The organism is Cellulomonas sp. P4_B5_2 (assembly GCF_056402235.1).
Genome location: NZ_JBFUHU010000012.1, coordinates 1 through 24,804 on the forward strand (window position 1 = coordinate 1; position 24,804 = coordinate 24,804).

27 protein-coding genes are annotated in these 24,804 nt (G+C 72.5%); 11 read left to right on the forward strand and 16 right to left on the reverse strand.

Going from position 1 to position 24,804, the window contains the following annotated elements; translation table 11 throughout:
• Window positions 1-26 precede the first annotated feature (26 nt).
• Complete coding sequence (locus tag AC1DUQ_RS01650; protein ID WP_477062070.1) at window positions 27-536, reverse strand: COG4315 family predicted lipoprotein; 510 nt, start codon at window positions 534-536, stop codon at window positions 27-29.
• 153 nt (window positions 537-689) lie between these two features.
• On the opposite strand from AC1DUQ_RS01650, the gene AC1DUQ_RS01655 reads away from it, so the two are divergent.
• Complete coding sequence (locus tag AC1DUQ_RS01655; RefSeq protein WP_477062069.1) at window positions 690-1,196, forward strand: sigma-70 family RNA polymerase sigma factor; 507 nt, start codon at window positions 690-692, stop codon at window positions 1,194-1,196.
• Window positions 1,193-1,927 (forward strand): anti-sigma factor family protein, encoded by a 735-nt coding sequence (locus AC1DUQ_RS01660; RefSeq protein ID WP_477062068.1) that lies wholly within the window; start codon window positions 1,193-1,195, stop codon window positions 1,925-1,927. The genes AC1DUQ_RS01655 and AC1DUQ_RS01660 overlap by 4 nt, the downstream gene beginning before the upstream one ends.
• Window positions 1,928-1,935: 8 nt before the next feature.
• On the opposite strand, the gene AC1DUQ_RS01665 is transcribed toward AC1DUQ_RS01660, so the two are convergent.
• The 7 genes from AC1DUQ_RS01665 to AC1DUQ_RS01695 form a co-directional block, all read right to left on the reverse strand.
• Complete coding sequence (locus AC1DUQ_RS01665) at window positions 1,936-3,831, reverse strand: ATP-binding SpoIIE family protein phosphatase (protein ID WP_477062067.1); 1,896 nt, start codon at window positions 3,829-3,831, stop codon at window positions 1,936-1,938.
• Window positions 3,832-3,843: 12 nt separating this feature from the next.
• Window positions 3,844-4,926, reverse strand: coding sequence for an ANTAR domain-containing protein (locus AC1DUQ_RS01670; RefSeq protein WP_477073316.1), 1,083 nt, complete (start codon window positions 4,924-4,926; stop codon window positions 3,844-3,846).
• Window positions 4,927-4,996: 70 nt separating this feature from the next.
• On the reverse strand, window positions 4,997-5,341 hold the full coding sequence (locus AC1DUQ_RS01675) for a UBP-type zinc finger domain-containing protein (protein ID WP_477062065.1): 345 nt from the start codon (window positions 5,339-5,341) through the stop codon (window positions 4,997-4,999).
• Window positions 5,338-6,813, reverse strand: a complete 1,476-nt coding sequence (locus tag AC1DUQ_RS01680) for an ATP-binding protein (RefSeq protein WP_477062064.1) — start codon at window positions 6,811-6,813, stop codon at window positions 5,338-5,340. Before AC1DUQ_RS01680 ends, AC1DUQ_RS01675 begins: the two co-directional genes overlap by 4 nt.
• Window positions 6,810-8,483: an NAD(P)/FAD-dependent oxidoreductase gene (locus tag AC1DUQ_RS01685; protein ID WP_477062063.1), complete on the reverse strand. Its 1,674-nt coding sequence runs from the start codon at window positions 8,481-8,483 to the stop codon at window positions 6,810-6,812. The genes AC1DUQ_RS01680 and AC1DUQ_RS01685 overlap by 4 nt, the downstream gene beginning before the upstream one ends.
• Window positions 8,484-8,530: 47 nt before the next feature.
• A complete protein-coding gene (locus tag AC1DUQ_RS01690; RefSeq protein WP_477073317.1) occupies window positions 8,531-9,016 on the reverse strand; it encodes a YbaK/EbsC family protein in 486 nt (161 codons plus the stop codon).
• Entirely contained in the window at window positions 9,013-9,993 is a 981-nt protein-coding gene (locus AC1DUQ_RS01695; protein WP_477062061.1) for a pirin family protein, read from the reverse strand. The genes AC1DUQ_RS01690 and AC1DUQ_RS01695 overlap by 4 nt, the downstream gene beginning before the upstream one ends.
• 62 nt (window positions 9,994-10,055) lie before the next feature.
• Here AC1DUQ_RS01695 and AC1DUQ_RS01700 point away from each other — a divergent pair, with 62 nt between their 5' ends.
• Genes AC1DUQ_RS01700 through AC1DUQ_RS01710 form a run of 3 tightly spaced genes read left to right on the forward strand, consistent with a single transcriptional unit; the run spans window position 10,056 to window position 11,487 of the window.
• Window positions 10,056-10,532 carry an RNA polymerase sigma factor gene (locus AC1DUQ_RS01700; RefSeq protein WP_477062060.1) on the forward strand — a complete coding sequence of 159 codons (477 nt, stop codon included), beginning with the start codon at window positions 10,056-10,058 and terminating at the stop codon, window positions 10,530-10,532.
• Window positions 10,529-11,125, forward strand: a complete 597-nt coding sequence (locus tag AC1DUQ_RS01705) for a methylated-DNA--[protein]-cysteine S-methyltransferase (protein WP_477062059.1) — start codon at window positions 10,529-10,531, stop codon at window positions 11,123-11,125. Before AC1DUQ_RS01700 ends, AC1DUQ_RS01705 begins: the two co-directional genes overlap by 4 nt.
• A gap of 11 nt (window positions 11,126-11,136) precedes the next feature.
• A complete protein-coding gene (locus tag AC1DUQ_RS01710) occupies window positions 11,137-11,487 on the forward strand; it encodes a DUF2277 domain-containing protein (RefSeq protein ID WP_477062058.1) in 351 nt (116 codons plus the stop codon).
• Here the strand turns inward: AC1DUQ_RS01710 and AC1DUQ_RS01715 are convergent.
• From AC1DUQ_RS01715 to AC1DUQ_RS01725, 3 genes are all read right to left on the reverse strand, one after another.
• Window positions 11,484-11,747: a hypothetical protein gene (locus AC1DUQ_RS01715; RefSeq protein WP_477062057.1), complete on the reverse strand. Its 264-nt coding sequence runs from the start codon at window positions 11,745-11,747 to the stop codon at window positions 11,484-11,486. The two genes, AC1DUQ_RS01710 and AC1DUQ_RS01715, sit on opposite strands and share 4 nt — an antisense overlap.
• Window positions 11,748-11,770: 23 nt before the next feature.
• On the reverse strand, window positions 11,771-13,255 hold the full coding sequence (gene mqo, locus AC1DUQ_RS01720; RefSeq protein ID WP_477073318.1) for a malate dehydrogenase (quinone): 1,485 nt from the start codon (window positions 13,253-13,255) through the stop codon (window positions 11,771-11,773).
• A gap of 166 nt (window positions 13,256-13,421) precedes the next feature.
• On the reverse strand, window positions 13,422-16,181 hold the full coding sequence (locus tag AC1DUQ_RS01725) for a cellulose binding domain-containing protein (RefSeq protein ID WP_477062055.1): 2,760 nt from the start codon (window positions 16,179-16,181) through the stop codon (window positions 13,422-13,424).
• A gap of 218 nt (window positions 16,182-16,399) precedes the next feature.
• Between AC1DUQ_RS01725 and AC1DUQ_RS01730 the strand changes: the two genes are divergently transcribed.
• On the forward strand, window positions 16,400-16,606 hold the full coding sequence (locus AC1DUQ_RS01730) for a hypothetical protein (RefSeq protein WP_477062054.1): 207 nt from the start codon (window positions 16,400-16,402) through the stop codon (window positions 16,604-16,606).
• On the opposite strand, the gene AC1DUQ_RS01735 is transcribed toward AC1DUQ_RS01730, so the two are convergent.
• The 4 genes from AC1DUQ_RS01735 to AC1DUQ_RS01750 form a co-directional block, all read right to left on the reverse strand.
• Window positions 16,603-17,790, reverse strand: a complete 1,188-nt coding sequence (locus tag AC1DUQ_RS01735) for an App1 family protein (protein ID WP_477062053.1) — start codon at window positions 17,788-17,790, stop codon at window positions 16,603-16,605. The genes AC1DUQ_RS01730 and AC1DUQ_RS01735 overlap by 4 nt on opposite strands.
• A complete protein-coding gene (locus tag AC1DUQ_RS01740) occupies window positions 17,787-18,347 on the reverse strand; it encodes a Dps family protein (RefSeq protein WP_477062052.1) in 561 nt (186 codons plus the stop codon). Before AC1DUQ_RS01740 ends, AC1DUQ_RS01735 begins: the two co-directional genes overlap by 4 nt.
• Before the next feature lie 87 nt (window positions 18,348-18,434).
• Window positions 18,435-19,313 (reverse strand): non-homologous end-joining DNA ligase, encoded by an 879-nt coding sequence (ligD, locus tag AC1DUQ_RS01745; protein WP_477062051.1) that lies wholly within the window; start codon window positions 19,311-19,313, stop codon window positions 18,435-18,437.
• Entirely contained in the window at window positions 19,310-20,230 is a 921-nt protein-coding gene (locus AC1DUQ_RS01750) for an ATP-dependent DNA ligase (protein ID WP_477062292.1), read from the reverse strand. Before AC1DUQ_RS01750 ends, ligD begins: the two co-directional genes overlap by 4 nt.
• A 90-nt stretch (window positions 20,231-20,320) precedes the next feature.
• Here AC1DUQ_RS01750 and ku point away from each other — a divergent pair, with 90 nt between their 5' ends.
• From ku to AC1DUQ_RS01770, 4 genes are all read left to right on the forward strand, one after another.
• On the forward strand, window positions 20,321-21,190 hold the full coding sequence (gene ku, locus AC1DUQ_RS01755) for a non-homologous end joining protein Ku (protein ID WP_477062050.1): 870 nt from the start codon (window positions 20,321-20,323) through the stop codon (window positions 21,188-21,190).
• The gene (locus AC1DUQ_RS01760) at window positions 21,187-22,227 is read left to right on the forward strand and encodes a PHP domain-containing protein (RefSeq protein ID WP_477062049.1); all 1,041 of its coding nucleotides are present in this window, start codon (window positions 21,187-21,189) and stop codon (window positions 22,225-22,227) included. Before ku ends, AC1DUQ_RS01760 begins: the two co-directional genes overlap by 4 nt.
• Before the next feature lie 144 nt (window positions 22,228-22,371).
• Entirely contained in the window at window positions 22,372-22,653 is a 282-nt protein-coding gene (locus tag AC1DUQ_RS01765) for an HU family DNA-binding protein (RefSeq protein WP_056094765.1), read from the forward strand.
• 93 nt (window positions 22,654-22,746) lie between these two features.
• Window positions 22,747-23,151 carry a Fur family transcriptional regulator gene (locus AC1DUQ_RS01770; RefSeq protein ID WP_477062048.1) on the forward strand — a complete coding sequence of 135 codons (405 nt, stop codon included), beginning with the start codon at window positions 22,747-22,749 and terminating at the stop codon, window positions 23,149-23,151.
• 6 nt (window positions 23,152-23,157) lie between these two features.
• On the opposite strand, the gene AC1DUQ_RS01775 is transcribed toward AC1DUQ_RS01770, so the two are convergent.
• Window positions 23,158-23,646 (reverse strand): DUF6328 family protein, encoded by a 489-nt coding sequence (locus AC1DUQ_RS01775; protein WP_477062047.1) that lies wholly within the window; start codon window positions 23,644-23,646, stop codon window positions 23,158-23,160.
• An 87-nt stretch (window positions 23,647-23,733) separates the two neighbouring features.
• On the opposite strand from AC1DUQ_RS01775, the gene AC1DUQ_RS01780 reads away from it, so the two are divergent.
• Window positions 23,734-24,780 (forward strand): threonine aldolase family protein, encoded by a 1,047-nt coding sequence (locus AC1DUQ_RS01780; RefSeq protein WP_477062046.1) that lies wholly within the window; start codon window positions 23,734-23,736, stop codon window positions 24,778-24,780.
• Window positions 24,781-24,804: the final 24 nt, after the last annotated feature.

Sequence of the window (24,804 nt, forward strand, 5' to 3'; positions counted from 1 at the left end):
GCGCAGGTCGCCGCCCGGTACCTGTGTCAGTCGTCGTCGATCTCCGAGCCGTCCGGCGCGATGACGTACCAGACGTCGTTGACGCCCTGACCCTTGACGTCGCCCGGGGCCGTGTCCTGCGCGAACGTGTAGATCGGCCGACCGTCGATGGTGATCTGCTTGGCGCCGTCGGTGCCGGTGATGGTCCCCACCTCACCCGTGACCCCCGTGACCGTGGGGGTGTCGGACTCGGTGGTGATGGCCGGCCACGCGGTCGCGCAGTCGCCCGAGCAGGCGCTCGCGCCGGAGTCCTTGGTGTCCTTCAGGAAGTAGTACGCCGTCATGCCGTCGCCGTCCACGACGATGGTGCCCAGCGACGTCTCCGCCGTCGCGAGGTCGGTGGACATCTCGTCGGCGGGCGTCTCCGCGGCGGTGGACTCCTCCGAGGTGGTGGCCTCGCTCGCAGGTTCGGTGGTGTCGCCGTCGGAGCCCCCGCAGGCGGTCAGCGTGGCCGCCGCCACGAGGGCGGTGATCGTGAGCGTGATGGTGCGTCGCACGGTGGTCTCCTCTGGTCGGTGCCGGTCCCGCCCCCGGGACCTGCTACCTGGGACCACGAGGCCGGGCGCGTGCAGGTTCACCGTGCGGTGAACCTGGGGCACGGGTGCATCGTTGACCGGGTAGGACGCAGCGACTGTGGGGAGGGAGGCGGCGTGGCCGAGGAACCCGACGCGCTCCTGCGCGCGCTCCACGAGGCCTACGCGCGCCCCCTGCAGCACTACGTCGTGCGTCTCACGGGCGACCATGCGCTCGCGCAGGACGTCGTGCAGGAGGCGATGGTGCGGGCGTGGAAGCACCCCGAGGTGCTGGCCCGCGAGCAGGACGCGACCCGCGCGTGGCTCTACACCGTGGTGCGCAACCTCGTCATCGACGACCGCAGGAGCGCGCGGCACGTGCGGGAGCGGACCACCGACCAGACGCCCGACTCCGTCCAGCCCGACGGGACGCAGGCGGTGCTCGACAGCTGGCTGGTCGCGGACGCCCTCGAGCAGCTGACTCCGGAGCACCGGGCGGTCGTCGTGGGCGCGTACTACCGGGGGCGGTCCGTGGCGGAGCTGGCCACCGAGCACGAGATCCCCGAGGGCACCGTCAAGTCCCGCTTGCACTACGCGTTGCGCGCGCTGCGGCTCGCGCTCCAGGAGAGAGGGGTGTCCGCATGACCGGCCGGGACGCGGACGAGCGGTACGGACCGGGCGACGACCCGTTCCGTGACTGGGACGCCGCCTACGTCCTCGGAGCGCTCAGCTCGCAGGAGCGACGCACCTTCGAGGAGCACCTGCGCACGTGCGACGCCTGCCAGTCGGCCGTGGCCGACCTCGTCGGGCTGCCCGGGCTGCTCCGGATGGTGACGCCGGACGAGGCGGAGGCACTGGGCGGTGCACCCGACGCCGAGGTGGTCGAGCTGGCCACCCTCGCTCGAGCCGCCCACCGGGACCGGCGACGCCGCGTCGCCGGCCTCGTCGGAGCCGCGGCGGCCCTGCTGCTGCTCGGCGGGATAGCCGGGGTCCTTCTCGGGCGACCGGTCGACGCGGGAGCACCGGTGGCCTCGCCGGCACCGTCGTCGACCAGCCAGGTCACCGCCCTCCAGCTGGAGCCGGTCGGGTCCGTGGCCGTCACCGCGGACCTCACCCTGCAGCAGAAGGCCTGGGGCACCCGGATCGACTGGGAGTGCCGCTACCCCGCCGATCCCGGACCGTACGGCACCGACGCCACGTACGAGCTGGTCCTGGTGGCCGACGACGGGACCAGCACCGTGGTGGCCACCTGGCGCGCGCTCGACGGCGGCGCGCGAGGACTCGGAGCGTCGTCGAGCATCCCGACGGGCACGATCCAGCGGGTGGAGATCCGCGTGCAGGGCTCCGACGCGGCGGTGGCGGCCGCGCAGACCTGACGCGACCGTCAGGGCAGCGAGGGCCGGAAGGGCGTTCCCGCCACGTCGAGCGTCTGCGCCGCCGGGGTCCCGGGCGGCGCGACGACGTTGAGCCGGTCCGTCGTCCGCAGCAGCGACTCGAGCACGCGGACACCGGCGCTGCCCAGATGCACTACGCCCTCGAGGTCGACCGTCACCGGCACGAGCCCGTTGCGGGAGCGTCGCAGGACCTCGGCCTCGACCTGCGCCGCCGCCGCCCGGTGGTCGACCGCGCCCCCGACACGCACGACGTGCGCCTCGGTCGGGTCTGCGCTGATCACCAAGGGAGCGGAGGCCAGCCGGACGGACTCCGCGACCGCGTCGGCCTGGTCGACGGGTGCCGGCCGACGAGCCGGGCACTCGAGCGTCACGGTGGTGCCGTCGACACTGGTCGCCACGTCCACCTGGAGGCCCGCGGACGCCATCATGCTGAAGCCGCGGCCGCGATCTCCCGGGTCTCGGTCGGGCTCGCGCCACAGTCCGTGGTCCCGCACGACGACCTCGATCATCGCGTCGTCCCGGATGGTCGCGTGCAGCTCCACGGTGCCGTCCGCAGTCCCGCGATAGGCGTGCTCGATCGCGTTCGCCATCACCTCGCTGACTCCGAGGACCAGGGCCGACCGGTCGCGCGAGCCGAGTCCGACGCCGAGGCCCCAGGCGTCCACCGCGCTGCGCGCCCCGGCGAGCTCGTGCGGGTCGGCGGGGACGCTCAGGTCGAGCGGGTGCGGGGCGCTGCGGCGGTGCGCCGCGAGCACGGTGACGTCGTCCGTGAACCCGTCGTCGGTCAGAACGCGGGGCACCACCTGGCAGATGCGTCCCGCCACCGAGCGCCCCCCGGCCGAGTCGCGGTACGCGTCGAAGGCGGTGCGCTCGAGCACCGCGAGCCCGTCGCGCACCGGCCGGTGGATGTTCTCCACGAGCCCGTCGGTGAACAGCAGGATCGCGTGCCCGTCCGGCAGGTTCGCCCTGAGCACGTTGCCGCTGGTCCGGGAGCCGAGCGGCCCGTCGCCGGTGGTCGGCAGCAGGTGCGCGCCGTCCGGTCCCACGACCAGGGGAGCGGGGTGGCCGCGCGTGGCGTACTCGAGGTCACCGGTGTGCGGATCGAGCAGGGCGACGCACAGGGTGGCAGCGAACGCGCCCGAGACCCGCCCGGCGAACGCCTCGACGGCCTCCAGCGCGCTCGGGATCCCGGCACCCTCCAGGAGGCGGGCCGCCAGCACCGCCCGGAGCTGGCTCATGATCGCGGACGCCTCCACGCCGTGGCCCACCACGTCGCCGACGGTCAGCGACACGCGTCCGTCGGGCAGCGTCGCCGAGTCGAACCAGTCGCCCCCGGCGGCCTGCTCCAGGCCGGCGACCAGATAGGACGCCGCGACGTCCACGCGGGGGAGCAGGGGGACGGTGGACGGCAGGAGCGCCCCCTGCAGCCGCAGGACCACCTCGCGCGCCCGCGCCAGACGTCGGTCGGCGGTCGCTGCTCCCGCACGCTCGAGGATGGCGGCACGGGTGGCAGTGGTGACGTCGATCCCCGCGGCGATCGCGCCCAGGACGGTGCCGTCGGCGTCGCGCCAGGGGGTGACGGTCAGGTCGAGCCAGATCCCCGACGCCGGGTCCGACCAGTCGGGGACCACGGAGACCTGGTCGTCGTGGACCGGCTTCCCACCGTGCGCCACCTCCGTCAGGGCCGCGACGAGAGCCTCGAAGCCCGGGTCCCGCAGGTCGTACAGGCTGACGTCGAGCAACGGGCCACGCTGGAGTGCCTCGCGTGCGCCCTGGTTCGCGGCGACGATCCGCAGACCGTCCGCACGGACCACGAGCTGAACGCCGGGGGAGGCGTCGAACGCGGAGAGCACGGCGTCCTGGTCGACGTACGCGTCGGGCGCCATAGGCTCCGCTCCTCAGCTCGTGGGGATCGCGCGTCCGTGCGTGCTCGCGCCGTCGTCGGCGGATGCGCTGATGACGTCAAGCCCGTGCGCTCCGGCCAGGCCGAGGCTGGCCCCGGGGGAGAGCACGATACGCATCCTCACACCTGCGGACGCACTCCGCCGGTGGGCGGCGGTCAGAGCCGACACGCCGACCRAGCCCAGGTGGGTCACGTCCCGCAGGTCCACGACCATGGCGCCGACCTCGCGGGCGGCGATCATCAGCTGCGTGATGGCCGCAGTCAGCTGGTGCGCCGTCGCCAGGTCGACCGGACCCTCGACCCGGACCAGCGGGACGTCACCGGCGGTGTCGAAGGTGATCCCCAGGGTCGGGCTCGTGTGCTGGGTCACCGGTTCACCTGCACTCTCGTCGAGGCTGGCGAAGAAGAAGTCGTCGAGCCGCTGGCGGGTGTCCGAGCCGAGCCCGCCACCCACCTCGACCGCAGCGACGATGCGTTCCGCCAGCGTCAGCAGCCGGACGTTGCGCTGCTGGGAGCCCCAACGCAGCAGCTCGAACGCCGAGTCGCTGTCGAGGCCGTACCCGAGCATGAACGCGCCCTTGGCCTGGTCGATGACGGCGTGTGACCGCAGCGCCTGCGAGAGCTCCTCGTTCACGCGGTGCGCGACCGCGTCGCGCTGGGACGCGGTGATGTCCACGAGGAATCCGGTGACGGTCCGCAGGACGCCGTCGTCCGACGTGCCGGCCCCGGACAGGGTGACCGACCGCTCGGCCCCGCCGAGGTCGAGCAGGCGGTAGTGGCAACCGAACGGCTGCCCGTCCACACCGCACCGGCCGAGGGCGTCCAGGACCCGCCCGCGGTCCTCCGGGTGGATGTGCCTCGACATGAGGGCGAGGGTGGGTACGACGTCGCCCGGGGACATCCCGTGGATCAGGAACATCCCGTCCGACCACGACCATCTACCGGTCGGAGCCGTGTAGCCGAACCGACCGACCTGCGCAGGAATGGGAGTGGGAGTGGGCACGACATCCTCCCCGACGCCCCAGCGTTCGGGGCGAGAGATCGGTACGCGGGCTCGAGGCTGAACCCGGTGCGCCACCCGGGCGCGGGGGCCCGCCGTGCGCGACCGAAGCGTACGTCAGGATCGCGCCCGCCACCTGTCGAGAGGGTCAGTGCAGGCGTCGGCGCCAGTCGTCCGGGACCCTCTCCGCCGGGCCCGGCACGGTCTGCTCCAGCGGGCGGTGCTCGGGCGACGCGAGCGCCGGGCCGTCCGTGTAGTCGTCCGCCGGGTAGGACCAGAACCAGTCCTCCCCGGGCTCGAACGTGCGCACCACCGGATGGCCCGTCTCCCGGTAGTGCGCGGTGGCGTGCTGGGACGGTGAGGTGTCGCAGCAGCCCACGTGACCGCAGGTCGCGCASCGGCGMAGGTGGAACCACCAGCCGTCGGTGGCGTCGCACTCGACGCAGCCCGTGCCGCTCGGGGGGACGGTCGGGTCGATGACGGTCTCGGTCACGGGGTAGGTCCTTCCGTCGAGGTGTAGGGCAGCCGGACGCGGAAGCGGGTGTCGCCCGGCACGGAGGTGACGGTCAGGTCGCCGTGGTGCTTGCCCACGACGATCCGCCACGAGATGTCGAGCCCGAGCCCCGTACCGGAGCCGACGGGCTTGGTGGTGAAGAACGGCTCGAAGATCCGGTCGACGACGCCGTCCGGGATGCCCGGTCCGGTGTCGGCGACCTCGACCTCCAGCCAGTCGTCGACCCGGCGAGTCGTCAGGGTCAGCGTGCCGTGGCCCTCCATCGCCTGCGCGGCGTTGTCGATGAGGTTGGTCCACACCTGGTTGAGCTCGGCGGCGAACACGTGGATGGGCGGCAGGGTGCGGTCGTAGTGCTTGACGACAGTGATGCCCTCGCCCAGCTGTCGCTCGAGCATGGTGACGGTGCTGTCGAGCAGCTCGTGCACGTCGACGGTCTGGTCGGGTGCGCGGCCGATCTGCGAGTACTGCTTCGCGGCGCCGACCAGTGAGGAGATCCGTGTGGTGGCGTCCTCGACCTCGTTCATCAGCGACTCGGTCTCGAGCGTGTAGGAGAGCCAACGGACCGCACCCTCGAGCACGTCCGGTCCCACCCAGGAGGCCACGGCGTCGAGCCACTCCGGGCCCAGGCCGGCGGCGACGAAGTTGGGGGCCAGCTCCCACCCGCCGCTGATGTCGTGCTCGTCCATCCACTCGCCCAGGGAGTCCTCGAGGTCGGTCACCTCGAGGGCCGTCGGGACGACCTCGGACGCGCGCTGGGCCGCCAGAGCCTTCACGGCCTTCTCCTGCAGATGGATGATCTGCTCCAGCTGCTCCCGGTCGTAGATCCCGGACGCGAGCATCGCGAGCTTGTGCCGCATCCCCGCGACGCGCTCACGCAGGGTCGCCGTCGCCCTCGTGGCGGCGGCCGCCGGGTTGTTGAGCTCGTGGGTGAGCCCCGCCGAGAGGGAGCCGAGCGCCAGCAGCCGCTCGCGCTGGCCGGTCGCCGCCTGCGAGCTCTGCTGACCGAAGAACAGGCCCTCCAGCAGGTGCACCGCCATGGGGAACCAGTCGTCCATGAACGAGGCGAAGTCGGCCGCGGCGAGCACGTAGTAGCGGGACGGCTCGAGCACCCGGAGGGTCTGCGTGTACGTCTGGGGTACCCGGTCGCCGAGGTACGCCGCCCAGGCGCCGGCGTAGACCCCCACCTGGTTCGTCCGGGCGATCTCGACGTCGTCGGCCCCGACACGGCGGTACATGGCCAGCGAGCCCTCGAGCATGACGTAGAAGTCCGTCGCCGGGTCACCCTCGCGGTACAGCACGCCCGGGTCGATGATCTCGACGTGCCCGTGCGAGCACAGCCAGAGCAGCTGCTCGTCGCTGAGGTGCTCGAACAGGAACAGTGTCCGCAGCTCGTCGATGTCGCACGCCAGCTGGGTGCGGACGGTCGTCGCGATCGGTTCGGTGGTGGTCACAGCTGCTCCAGGTAACGGTGGACGAGCATCACGGCCATGGCGCCCTCGCCCACGGCGGACGCCACACGCTTGGCGGACTCGGCGCGCACGTCGCCGGCCGCGAAGACCCCGGGGACGCTGGTCTCCAGGTGGTACGGGGGTCGGTCCAGCGGCCACGAGTCCGGCACCTTGCCCTCGACGAGGAGGTCGTGGCCTGCGCACACGAAGCCGTGCTCGTCGCGGGTGACGGTGCCGTCCAGCCACGTGGTCAGCGGAGCGGCCCCGATGAACACGAACAACCAACCGGTGTCCACAGATTCCTTGTGCCCGGTCGCGGTGTCTCGCAGCACGATCCGTTCGAGGTGGTCGTCGCCGACGGCCTCGACCACCTCGCTCTGCGTCCGCACGTGGATGCGCTCGTTCGCCTCGACCTGCTCGACCAGGTACCGGGACATGGACAGCGAGAGCGACGCCGCGCGCACGACGAGCGTCACGGACCGGGCGTGCCGGGACAGGTACATGGCCGCCTGGCCCGCGGAGTTGGCGCCGCCGACCACGTAGATGTCCTGGTTCTCGCAGGCCGTGGCCTCCGTGAGGGCCGACCCGTAGTAGACCCCGCGGCCGGTGAGGGCGCCGATCCCGGGTCCGTCGAGCTCCCGGTAGGCGACCCCGCTGGCCACGATCACGGTGTGGGCGTCCACGGAGGTGCCGTCGTCGAACCGCACCGAGCGGGCCGCGCCCTTGACCTCGAGCCCGACCGCGTCCCGGGTCATCACGATCTCCGCCCCGAACTTCAGCGCCTGCCGGCGGGCCCGGTCGGTCAGCTGCGCCCCGGAGACCCCGTCGGGGAAACCGAGGTAGTTCTCGATGCGCGAGCTCTGTCCCGCCTGGCCGCCGGTCGCGCTCCGCTCGACGAGCGCGGTCCGCAACCCCTCCGACGCCCCGTACAGCGCGGCGCTGAGGCCTGCGGGGCCGCCGCCGATGACGACGAGGTCGTAGAACCGCTCGGCCGGGCTGACCGCGAGCCCGACCTGCGCGGCGATCTCGCCGTCGGAGGGGCAGACGAGCACCGTCCCCTCGCTGGTGACGAGCACGGGCAGCTGGCTCTCGTCGGCGCCCGCCACGTCCAGCAGCCGCTTGCCCTCGGGGGAGTCGGAGGAGTACCAGCGGTACGGCACCTGGTTGCGGGCGAGGAACTCGCGGACCTCCGACGAGCGCGCCGACCAGCGGTGCCCGACCACCTTCGTCTCGGCGACGGTCCTCGGTGGGTTCGCGTTCCACGCCTCGAGCTGCGCGTCGATCACCGGGTAGAACTTCTCCTCCGGTGGGTCCCAGGGCTTGAGCAGGTAGTGGTCGAGGTCCACCACGTTGACGGCGTCGATGGCCACGTCCGTGTCGGCGTACGCGGTCAGCAGCACGCGACGCGCGTGGGGGTAGATGTCCATGGCCTGCTCGAGGAACTCGATGCCGGTCATCGCCGGCATCCGGTGGTCCGCGAGCAGGACCGCCACCTGGTCGCCGCGGAGCTTGAGCTCGCGCAGGGCGTCCAGGGCGAGCGGACCGGAGTCGGCGCGGACCACCCGGTACGCGTCGCCGTAGCGTCGCCGCAGGTCACGTGCCACCGAGCGGCTGACCGCGGGATCGTCGTCCACGGTCAGCAGCGCGGGCTTGCGGGTCGAGGTGGCTTCCACGCGGTTCCCTTCGTCGTGCCCAGTGTGGTGCGGTGCGGGCGACCGGGTCAGTCGCCGACGACCAGTGCGGCGCCGCCGGTGATGCGGACCAGCTCGTCGAACGTGGTCGGGAACACCGTGTGCGGAGTCCCTGCCGCCGCCCAGACCTGCGGGTGGTCCGCGAGCGCCACGTCGACCACCGTCTCGATCCGGTGCGGGTGACCGAGCGGCGCGACGCCGCCGATCGCCTGGCCGGTGGCGGCCCGCACCTGCTCGGGGGTCGCCCGTCCGACGTGCGAGCGGCTCAGCTGACGGGCCAGCGCAGCGGTGTCCACGCGGTGCCGGCCGCTCGTCAGGACCAGCAACGGTCGCTCGTCGGCCCAGAAGACCAGGCTGTTGGCGATCGCCCCGACCTCGATGCCCAGCGCTGCCGCGGCCTCGGCAGCGGTGCGGGCGGAGTCGGGCAGGGKGACGACGGTGCCGACCACGCCGGCGTCGGCCAGAGCGTTGGCCACCAGGCGGGAGCGGGTCGGCAGGTGGGACAGGTCGGTCACGGGTTCTCCTGCGGGGTGCGGGGGAGCCGACGGCGCGGCTGGAGGCGGATGTTGGGCAGCTCGGGAGCGGGGATCCGCGCGCCGTCGTGGCCTGCGACCACCCCGAAGCGCTCGGCACGGTCGTCGGACTCCCAGTCGGCGCGCGCCTGGGCGATGTCGGCATGGGTGCGGCCGACGAAGTTCCACCACATCACCAGGTCGTGGGCGAACGGTGCGCCGCCGAGCAGGAGGAGCCGGGCGCCGTCGCGCGACCGTACCCGCACGTGGTCGCGACCGTCGCCGAGGTAGAGCAGCCCGCTGGTGGTGTGGGGTGTCCCGGCCACCTCGGCGGTCCCGCTCAGCAGGAGCACGGCATGCTCGAAGCCACGCACCAGCGGGATCTCGACGTCGGCGCCCGCATCCACCACGACGTCCGCGCCGAGCAGGGGCGTGTGCACGCGCGCCGGCGACCAGGAGCCGTCGAGGTCGCCCACGAAGACGGTCGCACGGGCGCGGGGCGCCTCCCACACGGGCAGGCCGCTCACCTGCACGAACCCCGGCGCACCCGAGGCCACCCCGTCGGGCAGCGCCACCCACAGCTGCACCGCGTGCAGCATCGGCTCGGAGCCGAGCGATAACTCGGAGTGGGAGACGCCGTGGCCGGCCGTCATGAGGTTGAGCTGCCCGGGACGGACCACCGCCTCGGACCCGACGCTGTCGCGGTGCAGGATCTCGCCCGCGACGGGCCAGGTGACCGTCTGCAGGCCGGTGTGCGGGTGGGGGAGCACGCGCATGTCGACGTGCTGCGGGCCGAACTCGTCGAGGAAGCACCACGCCCCGACCATCGGCAGGGCGCGCTGGGGGAGCGTCCGCCGCACGCGCATGGCACGCACCCCGCCGAGCGGGACGTCCCGCGCCTCGTGCAGCTCGACGACGGGTCCACGGGACGGTACGAGGTCGCACAGCTCCGGCACCGGCCGTACCTCGAGGTTCGTCATGGCCCCACTGTAAAAGTCGGACCTCACGCGCGGGGGACCTGGTGCGTCTGCACACTGTGAGCGTGAAGGAACCCTTCGAGCGCGTGGTGTCCGTCCATGGCGCCACCGTGCTGCGTGTGTGCCGCGCGGTGGTGGGACCTGTGGACGCCGACGACGCGTGGTCGGACACGTTCCTCGCCGCCCTGCGCGCCTACCCGGACCTCCCGGCCGACGCGAACGTGGAGGCCTGGCTGGTGACGATCGCGCACCGCAAGGCGATCGACATCGTGCGGCGGGCGGCCCGGCACGCGCTCCCGGTCGCCGACGTGCCCGACCGCCCGGTCGCAGCACCGAGCCGTGACCTGGACCTGTGGTCGGCCCTGGCCGAGCTGCCGACGAAGCAGCGGCAGGTGGTCGCCTACCACCACCTCGGCGGACTGCCCTACGACGACGTCGCCGCGCTCGTCGGCGGCACAGCGGCCGCGGCCAGGCGAGCGGCGTCCGACGGCGTCGCGACCCTGCGCCGGACCTACCCCGCGATCGACCAGGAGGAGTCATGACCTACGTGCCCGACGTGGACGAGTCCGATCTCGTCCGGCTGCACCGGGACCTCGCGGTCCGCGCAGCCGCGGACGACCTGCTCGACGTCGCCTACCGCACCGTGGACAGCCCGGTCGGCCCGCTGTTGATCGCCCGCACACCCGTGGGACTGGTCCGCGTCGCGTTCGGGGTGCAGGACCACGACGCCGTCCTCACCGCGCTCGCCTCGACGGTCAGCCCGCGGGTGCTCGAGGCGCCGGGGCAGCTGGACGACGTGGCCCGTGAGCTCGACGAGTACTTCTCGGGTCGGCGCACCACCTTCGACCTGCCGCTCGACCTGCAGCTGCTGCGCGGCTTCCGTCGCGACGTCGTGCTCCACCTGCCCGACATCGAGTACGGGCACACGGCCAGCTACGCCGAGATGGCCGGCCTGGCGGGGAGCCCACGGGCTGTCCGGGCGGTCGGCACCGCGTGCGCGCTCAACCCGCTGCCCGTGGTGCTCCCGTGCCACCGGGTGGTGCGCTCCGACGGCTCGCCCGGGCAGTACGCGGGCGGAGCAGCGGCCAAGCTGACGCTCCTCGACCTCGAGACGCGTGTGGGGGTGGCGGCGTAACGTCGGTCGGCATGTGCCGGAACATCACCACGCTCCGAGGGCTCGAGCCGCCGGCCACCTCGGAGGAGATCGAGGCCGCCGCGCGGCAGTACGTCCGCAAGGTCACGGGCGTCCAGTCGCTCAGCGACGCCACGCGCGAGCCGTTCGAGGCCGCCGTCCGGGAGGTCGCCGCGATCACCGCCCGCCTGCTCGACGAGCTGCCCCAGCGCCGCCAGCCGCCCACCACGGTGCCGCCGCTGCGCCGGGCCGACGTGCAGGCACGGATCGCCGCGCGGGAGGCCCACGAGCGGGCGCACGAGCTCGGGCTGCCTCACGAGCACGAGGACGACGACGCGGACGAGCACGTCCACGCGAGGGTCTAGAGGGGCCAGCGCACCAGTCGGGGGATGCCCAGGGGGGCGACGGCCGCGAGGGCGAGGAACCGTGCCTCGGCACGGTGCAGGCGGATGTGTTCGTCGAGCGACCACGTGGGGCCGTTGGTGAGCTCCATGCCGCACGCGCAGGCGATGGTGACTCGCCCGTCGGCCGTGGTGATCACCTGACCGACCGTGGTGTGGTCGGTGGCCGCGCGGACCTTGGCGTGGCGCATCTCTGCGCTGACGGCTTCGACGGGGTCGGTCACGGCCCCATACTCGCGCATCCCGGTCAGCGCTCGGACCCCACCTGCTCGTCGTCCGCGAGGTGCTCCAGCTCGAACGACTCGTCCCACGCGGCGCCACCCAGGCTCGGCATCATCGTGCGCAGGCGCGGCTGCCAGGCCTCGGAGCGCTCCGGGAAGCACCGCTCGAGCAGGTCGAGCATCGTCGCGACCGCCGTGGACGCCCCCGGAGAGGCACCGAGCAGGCCGGCGATGGAGCCGTCCGCGGACGYGACCAGCTCGGTGCCGAACTCCAGCACCCCGCCCTTGGCCCTGTCCTTCTTGATGACCTGGACGCGCTGGCCTGCGGTGACGAGCTCCCAGTCGCGCGGGTGCGCGGTCGGCATGAACGCGCGCAGCGTGCGCAGGCGGCTGGTGTCCGTGGCGGTCACCTCGCCGATCAGGTACTTCAGCAGGTCGAGGTTCCGCACGCCCACCGCGAGCATCGGAACCAGGTTTCCCGGGCGGATCGACCGGATCAGGTCGGTCCACGAGCCGCCCTTGAGGAACTTCATGCTCCAGCCGGCGTACGGCCCGAACAGCAGGGCGGTGCCGCCGTCGACCACGCGGGTGTCGAGGTGCGGGACGGACATCGGGGGAGCACCGATGTCGGCCTTGCCGTACACCTTGGCCTGGTGCCGGGCGACGATCTGCGGGTTGGTGGTCTTGAGGAACTGCCCGCTGATGGGGAAGCCGCCGAAGCCCTTGGCCTCGGGGATGCCCGAGCTCTGCAGCAGCGGCAGGGCGCCACCGCCCGCGCCGACGAACACGAACCGAGCGTGGACCTTGCGGGTGCGCAGGTGCCCGTTCCAGCGCCGGTCGGCGACGCGCAGCGACCAGGTGCCGTCCCTCTTCTGGCGCAGCCGGGTGATCTCGCTCTCGAGGTGCAGCCGCGCGCCGCGCTCGACCGCGTCACCGATCATCGCGCGGGTCAGTCGTCCGAAGTCGACGTCGGTGCCCGCTGCAGCGCGCGTCGCCGCGATCGGCTCGGCCGGGTCACGGTCGTCCACGAGCAGCGGGGCCCACCGGGCGATCTGCGCGGGGTCGGTGCTGAACTCGAGGTCGGAGAACAGCGGGTGCTTGCGCAGGGTCTCGAAGCGCCGGCGAAGGTAGTCGGCGTTGTCGGCACCGCGCACGAACGTCATGTGCGGCGTGGTCGACAGGAACCCGTCGCCACCCGGGAGGCGGTCGTGYGTCGCCAGGTGGTGCCAGAGCTCGCGGGACAGCTCGAACTGCTCGTTGATCGTCACGGCCTTGGTGATGTCGATCGAGCCGTCGGGCCGTTCGGGCGTGTAGTTCAGCTCGCAGAGGGCTGCGTGACCGGTCCCGGCGTTGTTCCACGCGTTCGAGCTCTCCTCGGCGAGAGCCGGGCGCCGCTCGTGGATCTCGACCGTCCACGTGGGCTCGAGGGTGGTGATGAGCGCGGCGAGGGTGGCGCTCATGATCCCGCCCCCGACGAGGACGACGTCGATGGTCTCTTCGCGTTCTGACACGTTTTCGATCGTATGTTGACGTCGAGATACCCTTCCGCCCGTGTGCGTGTGATCTTCCTTACGTCAAGGGACCGAGGTCCCGGCCCGCCGCGGGGTCGGTGCGGCGAGCCGGGCCCGGGAGCGGGGCGGGCGGCGGGTCCGTGTCACACGCCGCCCACCCCGCAGCTCATCCGTTGCTGCACGTGCTCCCGTTGACCGTGAACGCGGCCGGCCTCGGGTTGGTCCCGGTGTGGGACCCGTTGAACCCGAGCTCCACGCTGCCGCCCGCGGGGATCGAGCCGTTCCACGCGGCGTTGGTCACCGTCACGGTCGACCCGGACTGTGTGTAGGCGCCCGACCACAGGTTGGTGATCTGCTGGCCCGCGGGAAAGGTGAACCCGAGCCTCCAGCCCGTGATCGCCGCGCTGCTCCCGTTGGTGATGCGCACGGACGCGGTGAAGCCGGTGTTCCAGTCGTTGATCGTGTACCTGACCGAGCACGCCCCGGGCTGGACCGTGGGCGTCGGGGTCGGGGTCGGTGTGACCGTCGGGGTGGGCGTGGCGGTCGGGGTCGGTGTGGCCGTCGGCGTCGGGGTGGTCGGCGTCGGCGTCGGTGACGTCGTCGGGTCCGTTCCCGTCAGGTTGCCGACGATGATCCCCCGACCGTTGGTGCCCACGTAGACGCGCCCGTACACGTCGGGGTCACCGATGACGACCGACCCCGTCCAGCCCCACTGGTGCTGGTCGTCGTTGATCCGCACCCAGGTGGCGCCAGCGTCGATCGAGCGGAAGATCCCGCGGACCCCGCTGATCTTGGACGAGGTGTAGATGGCCGGGTACGTGGCGCCGGGCGCGGCCTTGCCGAACCCGATGGCGTCGCCCTGGTCGACCGCGGCGATCTTGGTGAACGACGCGCCCGAGTTGGTGGAGTGCCACATGCCGTAGGTGCCTGTGGTGGTGCCGCCGGTGAGCCAGACGTCACCCTCCTTGCCCGGGACCGCGGCGAACCGCACGTTGCCCGCGCTCGGAAGTCCGCTGGCCGCCGAGGCGGTGAACGTGGCGCCGCCGTCGGTCGAGGTCCAGAACGTGCCGCCCGAGAACGCGTAGAACTTCGACGGGTTGACCCGGTCGGACTCGACGCGCGCACCGGTGGCCGGTCCGGTCGACTTCGTCCAGCTGGAGCCCAGCGTCGACGACGTGTGGACGCCGGCTCCGTCGGCGCTCCAGACGATGCGGCTGCCGTCGGCGCCCATGGCCACGTTGCCGCCGCCCGTCACGCCGCCCGGCTCCTGGCCGGCCCACCAGGAGCTGCCGCCGGAGGTGGACACGCTGAGGTGGGAGCTCCCGGCGTCCCCGGACCCGACGCGCACCATCGTGGCCGGCGTCTTCTCGGCGAAGTCGGTGCCGTTGACCGAGCCCATGAAGGGAGCGGTGGCCGAGTAGGCGGGCGGCGCCTTGGTGATGTCGGTGTGCACGAACCCGCCGATGTCCCCGAGACCCGACACCAGCTGCGTGGCGCCCGGAGGGGCCGCCAGGTCGAGCACCGCGGTCTCCTCCAGGCCCTGGGCCTTCACGGAGATGGCCACCTTGCCGCCGGTGTCCCACGCGGTCAGGTTGGAGCCGCCGTAGATGGTGGCGCCCGTGCCGTAGAGGAACGAGCCGGAGTCGAACGGGTCGATCTCGAACGACTCGGTCATCCAGCCGAGCTTCGGGCTGGTCTCCGGCGGCGCCGACTGCTTGCCGAACGTGAGCCACCCGGAGGCCGAGATGTCCTGGGTGTAGCGCAGGGTGCGGTCGGGGTAGCCGTTCCAGTCCCAGATCCTCGACCACGTGGCGCCGCGGTCGGTGGACCGGAACACCTGGATGTCCGGGAACCACGAGATCTGCGTGACGGCCATGATCGTGTCCGGGTCCTGGCGGTCGATCGTCAGCCCGCTGTACCCGAAGTAGTTGTCCGTGCTCGAGGACGGTACGGGGCTGATCTGCGTCCACACGCCGGTGGCCGCGTCCAGCCGCCACAGGTCACCGTGGCCGCCGTCGTAGGGGCCGCCCGTGTCGCTCGTCGCGATGTAGAGCTGCTTGCCGACGGCGTCGAACACGCCCTTGTGCGCGATGTACCCCGTCGGCTGCCCGGCGATCCGTGACCAGGTCGCCCCGGCGTCCGTGGACCTGTAGACGGTGTTCTCCTTGTCGGCCACGCCGACGTAGATCGTCCTGGTCGGCGAGCCCTTGGTGCCGCTCGTCGGGTCGAACGTCACCCACACGACGCCCTGGTTGGTGGTCAGGTACCCRTTGGGGTCGCTGGGGTCCTGCGCGTAGTTGCCCACGTTGGTGAAGCTCGACACCTTCGCCCAGGTCACGCCGGAGTCGGTGCTCCGCCACAGACCGTTGCCGCCCTCGGTGCCGAAGTACAGGACACGGTCGTCGTTGGGGTCCACCTGCAGCCGTTCGCCCATGCCGCGGCCGGGCATGTTGCCGCCGACCTTGAACGGGAGGGTCGTCTTGGCCCAGGTGGCGCCGCGGTCCGACGACCGCAGGATCGCGCCGTTGTTCGGGTCCCAGCTGTTCGTGTACGTGCCGACCGCGGCGAACACCTTGTTCGGGTTCACCGGGTCCGTGGCCAGCGACAGGACGCCGTTGTGGCTCCAGTCGTCCCAGCCGACGTGGTCGAGCAGCGGGATCCACCGCTTCGTGGCCTGGTCGAGGCGGTACGCGCCGCCGATGTCGGTCCGGGCGTAGACGAGCCCCTTCTCCGACTGGTTGTAGACGATGCCGGGCACGAAGCCGCCCCCGACGATCTCGACGTTCCCCCAGGTGTACGGGGAGACGGCGGCATGGGCGGCTTCCTGGGTGGCGACGGCGACGAGCGCGCTGGCGACCAGGGCGCCGGCGGCGGCGAGGGCCGCGAACCGGGCGGGCGTGCGAGCGACGAGCGAGGGGGCGGACATCCGCAGCACTCCTTCGTGAGGGCCGTGAGGGGCCTCCGGCGGCGGTGCCGGGTCCCTGGGATCGACGCCGAGCGACGACCGCCGCGACCGTATCGAAGCGCTTCGAACGTGCAGCAGAGCGCGAATCGTTTAGCCCGGCGGGTGCGAGGCGCGGGACGCGCCGGACCAGGTGCTGGTCCGCGCGTGCGCGGGGAGACCGCGAGCGGTAGAACCGAAGCATGAGCCGCGACCGCGACCTGACGTCCGACCCCTCCGCCGAGCACCTTGCCGACCCCGCACGTGCCCAGGCCGAGCTCGATGCCGCCGACGCACGCTCCGGCGGCGACCCCGACCACGCCCCCCGCTCGCTGCACGCCGTCGAGCTCGAGGCCGACGACGAGGCCATCGCCAGCAGCGACGAGTGGGACGACCCCGAGCGGCTCTAGGACAGGTCGACGCCGCGTTCGCGGACGCCCCGCAGCAGCGCCTTGCCGTCCTCCCCCTGGATCACCGGGATGCCGTCCGGACGTCGGGCGGCGTCCTGCTCGGCACGGACCTGGTCCGTCGTCGGCACCGGCACGCCGTGCGCGAGGACGTGCTCCCCGAACGTCAGCTGCCGGATGAGGATCGCCCGCACACGCTCCGGGAAGTGCTGGGCAGCGCCCGCGTAGATCTGCGGGTCCCGTTGGCCGTCGTCGCCCACCAGCACCCACTGGACGTCCGGCAGCTCGTCGAAGAGCCGCCGCAGCTGGGCGACCTTGTGCGCGGGACCGCTGCGGAACCAGCCGCTGTTGGTGGGGCCCCAGTCGGTGAGCAGGAGGGGGCCCGCCGGGTAGCGGTGCCGCCGCAGGAAGCGGGCGAGAGTCGGCGCGGCGTTCCAGGCGCCGGTGGAGAGGTAGACCACCGGGACCTCGCGGTCGCCCGCGCGCAGCTCCGCGTACAGCCGGGCCATGCCCGGGACGGCCTCACGGGCGTTCTCGTGCCGCATGAACACGTTCCACGCGGCGACGAAGGGGCGGGGGAGGCGGGTCACCATCACGGTGTCGTCGATGTCGCTGACGATGCCGAGTCGCACGTCCGGTCCGATCACGTGGACCGGCGCGGTCGCCGTGGCGCCGTCGGCGGTCGTGAGTCGCACGTCGTGCCAGCCGGGGGCCAGGTCGGACTCGAGGACGGTGTCGACGTACCCGCCGCGGTCGGTCACCACGCGGTGGGTCCGGTCGCCGACCTGCACCTCGAGCTCGGCGCCCGAGACCTGGGCGGTCGCGAAGCTGCGCCACCCGCGCAGCGCGGTGGCCGAGCGCGAGCCGGCCTGCGCGCTCCCACCGGCACCCGGGAGGTCCTCGTCGCGGACGTGCGGGGCGGCCAGCAGGGTGCGGGCGAGGATGCGCACCCATCCGGTGCCGCCGTAGCCGGCGTACGGCTCGATCCGCACGGTCCATCCCCGGCCGCGCAGCTGGTGCGCCACGGCCCGGTCGAACCCGTTCTCGATCCGGGCGGCGAGGTGCGTGCGCGGCACGGACGACGCGGGGTTGGTGGAGGCGCCGGAGGGGCCGCCCGGTCGGGCGGTACGAAGCACCGGCCCGCCGTCGGGTTCGACGACGGGCCGGGCGCTGGGGGTTGCGCTCACGCGGTGTCCTTCGCGGACGCCTTCCGCGCGGCGGTCTTCTCGGTCTGCGCGTTGCCGGTCGTCAGGACCCCGCCTGCGGACTCGAGGTGGGCACGCACGAACCAGTGGAACAGCTCGAGCTCGTGCAGGTGCCCGATCAGGAGGTCGTTCGTGACGGCGTCGATCTCCTCGACCTCGTCGGCCGCCTTGCGGTGGTCCTCGATGACTCCGATGTAGACCACGTCCAGGGCGCCGAGGTGGGCGATCGCACTGTCACGTCCGATCGAGTAGTCCTCCCAGGTGCGGTTCTTCACCAGCTCGCCGGGGGTGCCCACCGGTGCGACGCCCAGCGTCGCGATCCGCTCGGCGATGGCGTCGACCATGAGGCGCACGGCGTCGACCTGCGGGTCGAGCATCTCGTGCACCGCGATGAAGTGGGGCCCGACGACGTTCCAGTGGATGTGCTTGAGCGTGAGCGCCAGGTCGTTCAGGGCGTCCAGCCGCTGCTGCAGCACGGCGGCGACGTCGGCCCCCTCCTGCAGGGTGAGGGACGGGACGGTGTACTTCGGCAGGACCATGGGGCGTTCCTTCGGTCGATGATGCGGGGTTTCTGCCCGACTGCGTCCACCGTGTCAAAGGTGGGCGGGTGCCGCCATCCGAACCGGTCAGGCGAAGGGGTCACCGCGGTCGGCCAGGCGCCGTGCGACCTCGTCCGGCGTCAGCTGCTGGAGTCCCGGCCCGATCTCGTCCCACCACCGCGGTGCGGCGACGTGGGGAACCTCCCGTCCGCGCAGCGAGTACGGGGTGATCGTCGTCTTCGCGGGATGGTTCTGGGACCAGTCGATGAGCACCTTGCCGCCGCGGATGTCCTTCTTCATCACCGCGACCACCAGCTCCGGGTGCGCGGCGGCTATCTCGTAGGCGATGTCCCGCGCGTACTGCCGGACCTCGAGCACGGTCTGCGTGCCCGGCAGGGGTGCGTACAGCTGCATGCCCTTGCTGCCGGAGGTCACGGGCACCGTGGTGCCGAGCCCGTCCTGCCGGAGCCGGTCCGCCACGAGGTGGGCAACGGTCGCGCACTCGGCCAGCCCCGCGGGCGCGCCCGGGTCGAGGTCCACCACCAGCCGGTCGGGCTTGTGGATCTTCCCGCGCGGACCCACGCGCCACTGCGGCGTGTGCAGCTCGAGCGCGCCCTGGTTGGCTGCCCACACGAGCCCGGCCAGGTCGTCGAGGAACGGCAGCTCCAGCTCCGCACCCTCGTCCTCGGCACCGGGCGCCGCGCGCAGGGTCTGCCGACGGATCCAGTCCGGGGCACCTCGCGGGGTGTTCTTCTCGAAGAACTTCTCGCCGCCGACACCGCCGGGCCACCGGATCCGGGTCACGGGGCGGTCCTTCAGCTGGGGGAGGATCGCCGGCGCCACCTGGACCAGGTAGTTCATGACCTCGGCCTTGGTCGTCCCCGTGGACGGGTACATGACCTTCTCCAGGTGGCTGACGCGGACCTGGCGGCCCTCGACGTCGACCATCTGCCGTTCGGGTGTCATGGCTGCTCCCACGGGTCGGCGTCGGTGTCGGTGCGCACGGCCCGCACGACCGGCTGCCGCAGCCGACCGGTGGGGTTCCTGGCGAGGTAGAGCGTGTCGACGACGACCGTCGGCTCGCACCACCGGGTACCGCGCGCGTCGATCGGGGGGACCTCGTCGTCGAAGGGCGAGTCTGCGCGGGGCACCAGGAGCTTCTGCAGGTCCGTCGCACGCCTGCCCGTCAGCCCGCTGCCCGCCCGGCCGAGGTAGCGCAGGGCGCCGTCGGCGTCGCGCGCGCCGAAGAGCACCGCACCCATCCGGCCCGACCCGTTCGTCTCCTCGCGCCAGCCGCCCACGAGCGCGGCGCGGGTGCGGCGGTGCGGCGCCTTGACCCAGTCGCGCGAGCGCCGGCCGGGCACGTAGAACGACGACCGGCGCTTGGCGACGACGCCCTCCAGGCCGAGGCCCTTCGTGACCTCCCAGAGCTCGGCGCCGTCGGGGTAGACGGGGGAGAGCTGCACGTGCTCGGGGAGCTCGAGGCCGCTCAGGGCCTCGCGGCGCTCGTCGTAGGTCCGACCCGTGAGATCCACGCCGCCCAGCCGCAGCGCGTCGAACAGCAGGAACGTCACCGGACGCTGGGTGGCGAGCGCCTGCGCCCGGCGAGGCTCGCGGACGTGCATCCGCTCCGCGAGGGCGGTGAAGGAGGGGATCCCGTCGGCCATCAGGACGATCTCGCCGTCGAGGATCGCGTCCGGGACCTCACCGAGACCCGCCAGCTCCGGGTACGCCACGGTGATCTCGCGCTCGTTGCGGCTCCAGAGCCGCAGCCGGCCGGAGGTCGTGTCCGCGAGCGCCCGCACGCCGTCCCACTTCACCTCGAACGCCCACTCCGGCCCGCGCGGAAGCTCCGCCGGACCGGTCGCAGGGGTGGCGAGCATGGGCTCCACGGGTCCATCCTGCCCATAGGAGGTCGCGCGAGGCGCGGTCAACATCCACATGCCCTGCTGCCATCGACGGAGGACACGGCCATGCGAGCGATCTGGAAGGGTGCCGTCGCGTTCGGGCTGGTCAACGTCCCGGTGCGGCTGTACTCGGCGACGGGGGAGCACGAGGTCACGCTGCACCAGGTGCACAAGGAGGACGGCGGGCGGATCCGCTACCGCAAGTTCTGCAGCATCGACAACGAGCCGGTGGAGATGTCGGACATCGCCAAGGGCTACGAGACGGACGACGGCGAGCTGGTCGTCCTGACCGACGAGGACTTCAAGTCGCTGCCGCTGTCCACGGAGCGCGAGATCGAGGTGCTCGAGTTCGTGCCGGTGGACCAGGTGGACCCGATCCTGCTGCAGAAGACGTACTACCTGGAGCCGGAGAAGACGGCCGCCAAGCCCTACGCGCTGCTGCGGGGCGCGCTCGAGCAGGCCGACCGCGTCGCGGTGGTCAAGGTGGCGCTGCGGCAGCGCGAGTCCATGGCGATCCTGCGGGTGCGCGACAACGTGATCGTCATGCAGACGCTCCTGTGGCCCGACGAGGTGCGCGCGGCCGACTTCCCGATCCTCGAGGACGACGTGTCCGTGCGTCCGCAGGAGCTGGCGATGGCGGCGTCCCTGGTCGAGTCGCTCGCGGCGGACTTCGACCCGTCGCAGTACGAGGACCGCTACGCGGGCGCGCTCGAGCAGCTCATCGAGGCCAAGGTGTCGTCGGGGAGCACGCGCGCGGTGCCCGTTCCTGCGGGCGAGGAGGCCGGCGCCGACGGCGGAGGGGACGTCGTCGACCTGCTGGCGGCACTGCAGCGCAGCGTCGAGAAGGCCCGCGGTGCACGCGCCGAGGAGCCCGCCAAGGACGACGAGGAGAAGCCGAAGGCCAAGGCGAAGAAGGCCAAGGCCAAGGCGTCGTGAGCGCGGCGGACCGGCAAGCCGATGCCGTCGCCGCGCTGAGACGGATCGCGTTCCTGCTGGAGCGTGCCCAGGCGAGCCCGTACCGCAGCGAGGCGTTCCGCAAGGCGGCGGTCAGTGTCGAGCGGCAGCCGGCCGACCGCCTCACGGCGCTCGCCGCTTCGGGCTCCCTGGCGGACCTGCCCTCGGTCGGCGCGCGCACGGCCGACGTCGTGGCGCACGTGCTGCGCGGCAAGCGGGTCGAGTACCTCGACACGCTCGAGGCGGAGTACGCGGAGGCCCGAGCGGCCGCCGCCGACCCCGGTGCGCTGGCCCTGCGTGAGGCGCTGCGCGGCGACCTGCACTCCCACACGGAGGCGTCGGACGGGGCGACGCCGATCCAGGAGATGGTCCTGGCCGCCCTCGAGCTCGGGCACGAGTACCTCGCGATCACGGACCACTCGCCGCGCCTGACGGTGGCCAACGGCCTGTCGGCGTCCCGGCTCCGCGCCCAGCTGGACCAGGTCGCTGCGCTGAACCGTGCGGTCAGCCCGTTCCGCGTCCTCACCGGGATCGAGGTCGACATCCTCGACGACGGCGCGCTGGACCAGGACCCCGACCTGCTGGACCAGCTCGACGTCGTCGTGGCGTCGGTGCACTCCAAGCTCCGGATGGAGTCGGCGCCGATGACGCGCCGGATGATCGCCGCGGTGAGCAACCCGCGCACCGACGTCCTGGGGCACTGCACGGGCCGTCAGATCAAGGGCAAGAGCCGCCCGCAGAGCGAGTTCGACGCCCGCGCGGTGTTCGACGCCTGCGCGGAGCACGGGGTCGCGGTCGAGATCAACTGCCGGCCCGACCGGCTGGATCCTCCGCACGACCTGCTCGCGATCGCGATCGACGCCGGCTGCGACTTCTCCATCGACACGGACGCCCATGCACCCGGCCAGCTGGACTGGCTCATGGCGGGCTGCGCGCGCGCCGCGGAGCACGACCTGGACCCCGCCCGGGTGATCACGACGCTGCCGGTGGAGGGGCTCCTGGCGCGAACGCACAGGTGACGCGACACGCCCGATGCACGGAAACATGCCTCTCCCGGGTTAGTGTCAGCCGATCGTCCCCGGTTGCCGCGGTTCTGCCGCGCGCCCGGGGGATGGCCCGGAAGTGGGCCTGCATGTCCGAGTGAACACAGAGGAGCACATCCAGTGAGCGTGAACCGCACCGAGCTCGTCCAGGCCGTCGCGGCCAAGACCGGCCTGTCCAACACCGACGCGGACAAGGCCCTCAAGGCCTTCCAGGAGGTTCTCGTCGAGAACCTCAGCGCCGGCGAGGCCGTCACGATCCCCGGCTTCCTGGCCGTCGCCCGCGCCGAGCGCGGCGCCCGCACGGGCATCAACCCCCAGACGGGTGAGAAGCTCGAGATCCCCGCGGGCTACCGCGTGAAGCTCACGGCCGGCAGCGCCCTCAAGCGCGCCGTCCAGGGCTGACCTCAGCGCCTCGACCGGGCCCTCGATCCTCCGGGATCGGGGGCTCGGTCGCGTTATAGTGGGAACCAGTCTCAGCAAGAGGGGGTCGCTCTGATGGTGGTCGTGCCGCGGCAGACGCGTCAGCGCGCCGAGATCCTCGACCTCCTCGAGGACGTCGACGAGTTCCGCAGCGCCCAGCAGCTGCACGAGATGCTCCGCGCCCGGGGCTCGAGCGTCGGCCTGGCCACCGTGTACCGCGCGGTGCAGAGCCTGTCCGAGCACGGCGACGTCGACGTCCTGCGCACCGAGGACGGCGAGTCCGTCTACCGCCGGTGCGAGCAGCGCAGCCACCACCACCACCTCGTGTGCCGCTCGTGCGGGCGGACGGTCGAGATCGAGGCGGGTCAGGCGGAGGCGTGGGCGGCCCAGGTGGGCGCGGCGCACGGGTTCGACGACGTCGACCACACGATCGAGCTGGTCGGCACGTGCGCGAGCTGCCGGGAGTCCGCCACGGCCTGAGCGCCGTCAGTCGCGGGCGCCCCGGGCGAGCAGCTTCGGGAAYGCCCACCACACCGCGGTGATCACGAGGATCGAGACGATCCCCACGGTCCAGCCCGCGGTTCTGGTGAGCACGACGTCGAACACGAGCATCGCGCTGCCGGCCATGACGAAGGCCAGGACCACCAGCCCCGCCCGCGCGAGGCGGTTCCCCGCCGAGACGAGCTCCGGCTTGAGCCGCTGCCGGAACAGGACACGGTGCAGGCTCGCCGGCGCGGTGATCAGCGTCGTCGCCAGCACGGCGAGGAGGACGAGGACCAGGTACAGGTCCTCCTGGTAGGCGTCCAGGTCCGCGAACCGCTGCTGGAACGGGATCGTGAGCAGGAAGCCCGTGAGGATCTGCGTGCCGGTCTGCGTGACCCGGAGCTCCTGCATGAGCTCGTCCCAGTTGCGGTCGGCTCGCTCGTTGTCGGTCTCGCGACGGCCGTCGTCCGGGGCTGCGTCGTGCTCGTGCACCGTGGTCCTCCTTGGGGTCTGGACGGATCATCCCGCACGGGCCCGTCCTGCGCAGGAGCGGGCCTGACGTCGGGGAAGATGGACCCCGTGACCCGACTGCATGACGCCGACCGCCGTGACTTCGCCTCCGACAACTACGCGGGGGTGCACCCCGAGGTGCTCGCCGCGATCGCGGAGGCCAACGGGGGCCACCAGACCGCGTACGGCGAGGACGTGTACACCTCCCGGCTCCAGGAGGTCGTCGCCCACCACTTCGGCGACCAGGCGACGGCGTTCCCCGTGTTCAACGGCACGGGTGCGAACGTGCTCTCGCTGCAGTCCGTGCTCCCGCGCTGGGGTGCCGTGGTGTGCGCGGAGACCGCCCACATCCACACCGACGAGAACGGGGCGCCCGAGCGGATGGGCGGCATCAAGCTGCTCACCGTGCCCACCCCCGACGGCAAGCTGACGCCGGAGCTGGTGGCGACGCAGGCGTGGGGCTTCGGCGACGAGCACCGGGCGCAGCCCGGCGTCGTCTCGATCACCCAGGCGACCGAGCTGGGCACCGTGTACACGCCCGACGAGGTGCGCGCGCTGGCGGACCAGGCGCACGAGCACGGGATGCGGCTCCACCTCGACGGGGCGCGGATCTCCAACGCGGCGGCATCGCTCGACGTGCCGCTGCGCGCGTTCACCACCGACGCGGGCGTCGACATCCTGTCGCTCGGGGGTACGAAGAACGGCCTCCTGTTCGGTGAGGCCGTGGTCGTGCTGGACCCCGCGGCGGACGGCGGCCTGACCTACCTGCGCAAGATGGACATGCAGCTCGCGTCCAAGATGCGGTTCGCGTCCGCGCAGCTCGTCGCCCTGTTCGAGGGCGACCTGTGGCTGCGCTCGGCGCGGCACGCGAACGCCATGGCGGCCCGGCTGCGCGCGGGGATCGAGCACCTGCCGGGGGTGCAGGTGACACGGCCCACGCAGGCGAACGGCATCTTCGTGATCTTCCCCGCCGGGGTCGCGGACGTGCTGCGCCGCCGGTGGCGGTTCTACGACTGGATCGTCGAGACCGGCGAGGTCCGGCTGATGTGCTCGTTCGACACCACCGAGGCGGACGTGGACGAGCTGGTCACCGCGCTCAAGGACGCCGTCTCCTGAGGCGCGGGGGTCCGACGTCGGACC